At 73.2% G+C, this 6,586-nt stretch carries 6 protein-coding genes and 1 pseudogene; 1 reads left to right on the plus strand and 6 read right to left on the minus strand.

Translation table 11 applies throughout. The annotated features are described in order from the left end of the window. Positions 1 to 365 precede the first annotated feature (365 nt). The 5 genes from proC to AB0917_RS33190 form a co-directional block, all read right to left on the minus strand. Positions 366 to 1,175 carry a pyrroline-5-carboxylate reductase gene (gene proC, locus AB0917_RS33170; RefSeq protein ID WP_366823428.1) on the minus strand — a complete coding sequence of 270 codons (810 nt, stop codon included), beginning with the start codon at positions 1,173 to 1,175 and terminating at the stop codon, positions 366 to 368. A 121-nt stretch (positions 1,176 to 1,296) separates the two neighbouring features. Next, on the minus strand, positions 1,297 to 2,085 hold the full coding sequence (locus AB0917_RS33175; RefSeq protein ID WP_366823429.1) for an ABC transporter permease: 789 nt from the start codon (positions 2,083 to 2,085) through the stop codon (positions 1,297 to 1,299). Continuing rightward, positions 2,082 to 2,879 (minus strand): ABC transporter ATP-binding protein, encoded by a 798-nt coding sequence (locus AB0917_RS33180; protein WP_366823430.1) that lies wholly within the window; start codon positions 2,877 to 2,879, stop codon positions 2,082 to 2,084. Before AB0917_RS33180 ends, AB0917_RS33175 begins: the two co-directional genes overlap by 4 nt. A gap of 732 nt (positions 2,880 to 3,611) precedes the next feature. Beyond that, entirely contained in the window at positions 3,612 to 4,199 is a 588-nt protein-coding gene (locus AB0917_RS33185; RefSeq protein ID WP_366823431.1) for a hypothetical protein, read from the minus strand. A 56-nt stretch (positions 4,200 to 4,255) separates the two neighbouring features. After that, positions 4,256 to 4,618, minus strand: coding sequence for an SH3 domain-containing protein (locus tag AB0917_RS33190; protein ID WP_366823432.1), 363 nt, complete (start codon positions 4,616 to 4,618; stop codon positions 4,256 to 4,258). A 134-nt stretch (positions 4,619 to 4,752) separates the two neighbouring features. Between AB0917_RS33190 and AB0917_RS33195 the strand changes: the two are divergent. Then, positions 4,753 to 6,492: pseudogene (locus tag AB0917_RS33195) on the plus strand (protein kinase); the annotation flags it as partial. Here the strand turns inward: AB0917_RS33195 and AB0917_RS33200 are convergent. Further along, positions 6,410 to 6,580, minus strand: a complete 171-nt coding sequence (locus AB0917_RS33200) for a hypothetical protein (RefSeq protein WP_366823433.1) — start codon at positions 6,578 to 6,580, stop codon at positions 6,410 to 6,412. The pseudogene AB0917_RS33195 and the gene AB0917_RS33200 overlap by 83 nt on opposite strands. Between the last annotated feature and the right edge of the window lie 6 nt (positions 6,581 to 6,586).

A 6,586-nucleotide genomic window follows, 5' to 3' on the forward strand; every position in this document is an offset into this window, starting at 1 on the left:
TTTCCCTTTCCGGCGAGTCCGACTCTATCAGATCCTTTCGGGCCTGACTCCCAGTCAGCGGGGCTTGTCTTCCCGGCCGTTGGGCCGTTCCGACGAGTGAGACTTTAGCGGAATGCTGCCCCCCGACGCTAATCGGGGGTGCGTCCCTTCGAACGCGGATTCCTCATTTCGCGAATGCGCACGAAAAAGCAGGCGACACGAGGTCGCTCGCTGGTCGTGGTTACTGCGGAATGGCTGTCCGGGGACCGACCGGGGTCGGCGCTCACGTCGGACAACTCGGAGCACATTACGGTCCCGGTCGGGGTGTGTCAACCCCCGGCCCGTGGGGCGGTGGCCGGGGGTGGGGCGAGTGGCTCGGGAGCTGGTCAGCCGTTGCCCGAGGCCAGTTCGCGACTGCGGTCGCGGGCGGCCTCCAGGGCGGCGATGAGGGCGGCCCGTACGCCGTGGTTCTCCAGTTCGCGGATCGCGCTGATCGTGGTGCCGGCGGGGCTGGTGACCGCCTCGCGGAGCTTGACCGGGTGTTCGCCGCTGTCCCGGAGCATCACGGCGGCGCCGATGGCGGCCTGGACGATGAGGTCGTGGGCCTGGGCGCGGGGCAGGCCCAGCAGGATGCCCGCGTCGGTCATGGCCTCGACGAGGAAGTAGAAGTAGGCGGGGCCGGAGCCGGAGAGGGCGGTGGCCGCGTCCTGCTGGGACTCCGGGACGCGCAGGGTCTTGCCGACGCCGCCGAAGATCTCCTCGGTGGTGGTGAGGTGCGCGCCGGTGGCGTGGCTGCCGGCCGAGATGACGGACATGCCCTCGTCCACGAGGACCGGGGTGTTGGGCATGACCCTCACGACCGGGGTGCCCGCGGTGAACCGCTCCTCGATGAACGTGGTGGTGATGCCGGCGGCCGCGCTGATGACCAGGCGGTCGGCGCTGACGTGCGGGGCCAGCTCGTCGAGGAGCTTGCCCATGTCCTGCGGCTTCACCGCGAGGATGAGGATGTCCGCGGCCTTCGCCGCCTCCGCGTTGCCGACCGACTCGACTCCGTACCGCGTGTGCAGCTCCTGGGCGCGCTCGCTGCGGCGCGTGGTCACCAGGAGGTCGGCCGGTCGCCAGCCCGCCCGGATCATGCCGCTGAGGAGGGCCTCGCCGATCTTGCCGGTGCCGAGGACTGCGACTGTCTGGGTCATGCGTTCACCCTCCGGGCGGTGCTGGGGTCGGGATGCGCTGAATGTGTCGGACGCGTCGAATGCGTAACCGTCGTCTTGTCCGTCATCCTCGCACCGGGGTCCCAGGGTGTGCGGTGGCGTCTCAGGACGTGCGACGGCGCAGGGTGATGGCGCCCAGGCAGAGGACCAGCAGTGCGCTTCCCGCGACGATCGCGACGTCCCGGAGGAAGTCACCGGTGAGGTCGGGGTGGTGGAGGACCTGGTTCATGCCGTCGACGGCGTACGACATGGGCAGGACGTTCGAGATCGCCTCCAGTACCGGGTGCATCCGGTCGCGTGGGATGAACAGGCCGCAGAGCAGGAGCTGGGGGAAGATCACCGCCGGCATGAACTGGACGGCCTGGAACTCGGACGCGGCGAACGCGGAGACGAAGAGGCCGAGCGCCGTGCCGAGGAGGGCGTCGAGCAGGGCGACCAGGAGCAGCAGCCACGGGGAGCCGGTGACGTCCAGACCCAGCAGCCAGACGGAGACGGCGGTGGCCAGGGCGGACTGGACGACGGCGACCGCGCCGAACGCGAGGGCGTACCCGGCGATCAGGTCGCCCTTGCCGAGGGGGAGGGCGAGGAGGCGTTCGAGGGTGCCCGAGGTGCGTTCGCGCAGGGTGGCGATCGAGGTCACCAGGAACATCGTGATCAGCGGGAAGATGCCGAGGAGGGAGGCTCCGATCGCGTCGAACGTCTCGGGGGCGTCGTCGAAGACGTAACGGAGCAGGGTGATCATCGCGACCGGGACGACCAGCAGCAGCGCGACGGTGCGCGGGTCGTGGCGGAGCTGGCGCAGGACCCGGGCGGCGGTGGCCGTCGTACGGGAGAGGGTCAGGGCCCGGCCGGTGGGGGCGGCGGGGGCGGGGGGCGCTGTTCGCGTGGTCATGGGGTGGGCTCCTGGGGGTGAGGGCCGGACGTCGTCGCCTCGTCGACCAGGTGGAGGAATGCCTCCTCCACCGTTCCGGTGCCCGTGCGGGTGCGGAGTGCCTCGGGGGTGCCCTCGGCGAGGATGCGGCCCTCGCGCATCAGGAGCAGGCGGTGGCAGCGTTCGGCCTCGTCCATGACATGGGACGAGATGAGGAGGGTGGCGCCCCGGTCGGCGGCCAGGCGGTGGAAGAGGCCCCACAGGTCGCGGCGGAGTACGGGGTCCAGGCCGACCGTGGGTTCGTCCAGGACCAGCAGGTCGGGCGTGGAGAGCAGGGCCACGGCCAGGGAGACGCGGCTGCGCTGGCCGCCGGAGAGCGCACCGGCGAGGGCGTCGGCGTGGCTCGTCAGGTCGACGTCCCCGATCGCGCGGGTGACGGCGTCCGCGCGGGTGTCCCGGTGGGCGCGACCGGGGTGCAGGACGGCGGCGAAGTAGTCCAGGTTCTGGCGGACGGTGAGGTCGGTGTAGACGGAGGGCGCCTGGGTGACGTACCCGATGCGGGGGCGCAGGGCCGGGGCTCCAGCGGGGTGGCCGAGGACGTCGAGAGTGCCCGTCACCTTGGCCTGGGTGCCGGCCACCGCGCGCATCAGCGTGGTCTTCCCGCAGCCCGAGGGGCCCAGGAGGCCGGTGATGGTGCCCGGTTCGAGGGTGAAGTCGAGGCCGCGCAGGACCGTGCGGTCGCCTCGTACGACGGTGAGGCCGCGGGCCTCGGCGGCTGGGGCTGGCCGGTCCTCGCCGGAGTCATAATTCATCATGTGATGAATTACAGACCTGGCGGGGCCCGCAGTCAAGAGGGCTCGACCGGAGGGCGTGGGGTGTCGGGGGCGCGTGGGGGGTGTTGGGAGCGCGTGGGGGGTGTTGGCGCGTGGAGGTGTTGAGGGCGCGCCGTGAGGTCTTGATCAAGGCCGTGAAGGGGAACGGAAGCGTCTGCTCCGGCGTGCGGCCGTGGTCGTGGCCGTCGCGCGGGGGCGCCAGGTCCGGTCCTCACCGCTAGCGCGGGGGCCGGGGCCGGGGCCCGTAGCCGTGGTCGTGGTCCGGCCTCGGGGGTGGCTGGCGGCCCGGGGCTGTCCGCGCCCCCTGGCGGTGGTGCTGGCGGCCGTGGCGGTGGCGCTCTTCGGTGGGGCGGTGGGGCGGGTCCGGGTGGCTCGGGTGGTTTGGGTGGCCCGGGTGGCTCGACGCCGTGCCGCCGGCGGCCTGCGACGACGGGCCCGGCCCGTCGGTCTCGGGACGCCCGGGGCGCTCGCGGTGCCCGGGACGCCCGGGGCGCCCGGGGCGGTGTCGGCCTTCGTCCTCGTCGCCTCGGTGGAGTCGCTGTCCGGTGCGGCGGCGTGGACCGGATGTGCCGGGGCGACGCACGGACCACGCCAAGGGGACACCGAAGGGACGCCGAAGGGACGCCGAAGGGACGCCAAGGGCTGGTCACGCCAGGGCGCGGGCGACGCCTGTGCGGGGCGGTCGCGGTGGTGGCGCTCGCCGGGGTGCTGGTGTCAGCGGCGCTTCGGGCGCTTGCGGGCCGCCGGGTTGCCGGTGCGGGTCGAGCGGCGCTTCTCGAACTGGGCGCGGGCCCTCTCGTACTCCGCGCGGCGCAGCTTCTCGCCCGGGGCCTCGATGAGCGAGCGGACGAAGTACGCGAGCAGCGAGCCGATGAAGCCGATCGTCTTCAGGCCGCGCAGGGTGTCCTCGCGGGCCGGGTCCTTCGGGCGGGAGCCGTAGGACTCCCAGGTCTTGCGGAACGCGATGGCGCTGCAGATCGCGAACATCACGATCACCAGCATCCCGACGAGGCTGCCGACCTCCGCGATCTCCAGGCCCCCGAAGGCGAAGCGCAGCACGAGGCAGCCGGCCACGGCGGCGGCCAGCGAGCCGACCGCGACGCCGGCGCGCCGCAGCCCGTAGCCGCCGTCGTGGTCGACCCAGGTCGTCCCGAAGAAACGGATCGGCTCGGGCTGCGGGCCGGGGGGTGTGGAGGTGCCGCCGGAGCCGCCGGCTCCGGCGGGCGGGGTTCCGGGTGCTTCGCCGTTCTCGCTGTTCTCGCTGTTCTCGCTGTTCTCGCTGTTCTCGCTGTTCTTGCTCACAGGTCGATTATCCCCGGGCCTGAGGGTTCCCCGTGAGACGTGGCTCAGCGGTCCGGTCAGTCGCAGCGCGGAGCCACGTAGCCGTCACTGCCGGTGTAGACGTACGTGTCCGAGACGAACTGGCCGTTGGCGATGTTGCACCAGATGTTCGACGTGCCGTACGGGCCGGTGACCCGCTCGCCCGGCTTCTGGCAGTAGATCGGGACCTTCATCCCGATCGGCAGCGTCCGCACGATCCGGTAGCTGGTGCCGGGGCCGGTGCGGACGTTGACCCGGTAGCCGGGGGCGATCGGGTACTTGTGCAGCGAGGCGGGTGCCGCCGCCGCGGTCGTGGTCGCGTTCGCGGCGGATTCGGTGGATTCGGCCGCCTCGGCCGCTCTCTCCGCCGCCGGGTCCACGGTCTGCTCGTCAACGCCCATGAGGGCCTCCCCCGTTGAGAAACGATGCGTACGAAGCCGTACGACGCGCAGGCTAACAAGCCCCGCGCCGCTCGCACGCACCATCGACTAGGCTCCGTGCGTCGCGCTTGCGCATCACAACACGGGGGTGGGCGATGCCGCCGCTGCCAGGGACCGGAGCGCATCCGGAAGCGGAGTTTCCGGAATATGCGGGTACCTACCGCCTTGAGGCATGTCTCGGCTCGGGCGGCATGGGCGTCGTCCACCTGGCGCGCTCCGCCTCCGGACTCCAGCTCGCGGTGAAGGTGGTGCACCGGCCGTACGCGGCGGACCCCGAGTTCAGGGCCCGGTTCCGGCAGGAGGTGGCGGCCGCGCGGCGGGTGAGCGGGGCGTTCACCGCGCCCGTCGTGGACGCCGACCCGGAGGCCGTACGGCCGTGGATGGCCACCCTGTACGTCCCCGGGCCGACCCTCGCCGAGCAGGTGAAGCGGAACGGGCCGCTGGCCCCCGCCGAGCTGCGCAGGCTGACCGCCGGGCTGGCCGAGGCGCTGCGGGACATCCACCGGGCCGGTGTCATCCACCGCGACCTGAAGCCGAGCAACGTGCTGCTCTCCGACGCGGGCCCGAAGGTCATCGACTTCGGGATCTCCCGCCCGTACGACAGTGATCTGCGCACCGAGACCGGCAAGCTGATCGGCTCGCCGCCCTACATGGCGCCCGAGCAGTTCCAGCGGCCGCGCGAGGTCGGGCCGGCCGCCGATGTGTTCGCGCTGGGGGCGGTGCTCGTCCACGCGGCGACGGGGCGCGGGCCGTTCGACTCGGACAGCCCGTACATCGTGGCGTACCAGGTGGTGCACGACGAGGCGGATCTGAGCGGGGTGCCGGAGGATCTCGCGGAGTTGGTCAGCCGCTGCCTGGCGAAGGACCCGGCCGAGCGGCCGACGCCGGACGAGGTGATGGCGGCGCTGCGGCCGCCGTCGTACGAGGCCGCCGCGTTCATACCGGCCCAGCGGCGGCCGGCCGTGGCGGCCGTCGCCGCGGTGGAGGAGCGGGAGGGGGCCGAGGACACCACGCATGTGCGCGGGGCGGGGCCGGCCCGGCGGTGGCGGCTGACGCGCGGGCGGCTGGTGCCGGCCGCCGCGCTGCTCCTGCTGGTGGCGGGGGCGGGCGCCGGGGGGTTCGCGCTGTGGGGCGGTGGCGGTGGCGGTCCGGCGGAGGCGCCGGAGCGTACGTCGGAGGGGAAGGGTGCGGAGGGCGCCGCCTTCTCGCCGTGGAGCACCGCGCTGCGGACCAGCGGCAACGCCACCCCCGTCTGCTCCTCCGCCGGGGCGGGCGCGGCCCTGTACTGCGCGGTGGCCGGGACCGGGACCGCGCGGATCGACCCCGCGAACGGGCGCGTGCTCTGGTCGGACCGGAACACCTCGCTCCGCGACGCCTCGGCGCCCGTCGTCTCGGGCGGGGTGGTGCTCTCGGCGGGCCCGGACGGGAAGCTGCGCGCGTACGACCCGGTGAAGGGCGTTCCGGTCCGGGAGACCGGTCTCTCCGCGAGCCCCGGCTCCGCGTTCCCGGCCGGCTCCACCCTGCTGGTCGTCGCGGACGACGGCACGGTCACGGCGCTGGACGGCGCGAGCGGGGTGTCCCGGTGGGAGCGTCCGCTGGCGGGCCACACCCGGCCCGACTTCGGGCTGTACGACGAGGCGTCCGGCCTCGCGTACGCCTTCGAGCACTCGCCGACCGGCGCCTCCACCCTGGTCACCGCCGTGGACGCGGCGAGCGGCCGGACCTCCTGGCAGCAGCGGCTGGACGGGATGCTCACCCCCGTCTCCACCGCCGGGGCCGGGGAGCTCGTCCTGACGGCGATGAACGCGGACACGGAGACCGTCGGGCTGGTGCGTCGGCACCCAGACGGAACTCCAGGTTCGCGGTCTTGCCCAGGATACGCTTGGCTTCGGCGGTGTCCTGCACGCCTGGCAGCTCGACCACGATGCG

The sequence above is a fragment of the Streptomyces sp. NPDC007346 genome (assembly GCF_040703535.1).
Taxonomy (GTDB): domain Bacteria; phylum Actinomycetota; class Actinomycetes; order Streptomycetales; family Streptomycetaceae; genus Streptomyces.